1 protein-coding gene is annotated in these 584 nt (G+C 43.2%); it reads left to right on the top strand.

Features of this window, described 5'->3' with window-relative positions; translation table 11 throughout:
- On the top strand, positions 1 to 519 hold a 519-nt coding region (locus ADA01nite_RS21805; RefSeq protein ID WP_170230425.1), incomplete at its 5' end, for an integrase core domain-containing protein.
- Positions 520 to 584: the final 65 nt, after the last annotated feature.

The raw sequence follows: 584 nt of genomic DNA, 5'->3' as shown, positions 1-584 counted from the left end.
TTGTTTGAAACGGACATTAAATACGGGTATATCGCTGGAGAAGACCGCTTCTTTTTCATCCAGTCCGTTCTGGACGTATATGACCGTTCGGTCATTGCGTATCATATGGGTCTGTCCTGTGAGGCAAAGGATGCGAGTCGTACGATACAACAGGCATTATTTAAACGGCAATTATTTGGAACAGATACGCTTCCCGTTCTTCGTTCCGATAATGGCCCGCAGTTTACGTCTCATCATTTTACACAAGCATGTGAAACGTTTGGAATTGTTCATGAGCGTATTCCGCCACGAACACCAAATATGAATGCGCACATCGAAGCGTTTCATCGCATCCTGGAAGATGAATGTCTGGCACGTTATGAGTTTATGTCCTATGCAGAGGCGTATCAAGTTGTAACAGAGTTTATCCGCTTTTATAACGAGAGACGAATCCATTCGAGCATTTGCGATTTAGCTCCACAAGAGTTTTATGCGCTTCAAACAGAACGTAAGTTCGCAATTAGAGAAGTGCGAGTATAAGCGAGGAATTTTACGAAAAAGGATGAATAAGGTTGTTTGTGTCCAAGTAATGGGGGTTAATCCGG

It is taken from the genome of Aneurinibacillus danicus (assembly GCF_007991215.1).
Taxonomy (GTDB): Bacteria; Bacillota; Bacilli; order Aneurinibacillales; family Aneurinibacillaceae; genus Aneurinibacillus; species Aneurinibacillus danicus.
This window is presented reverse-complemented; position numbering and strand designations above follow the sequence as displayed.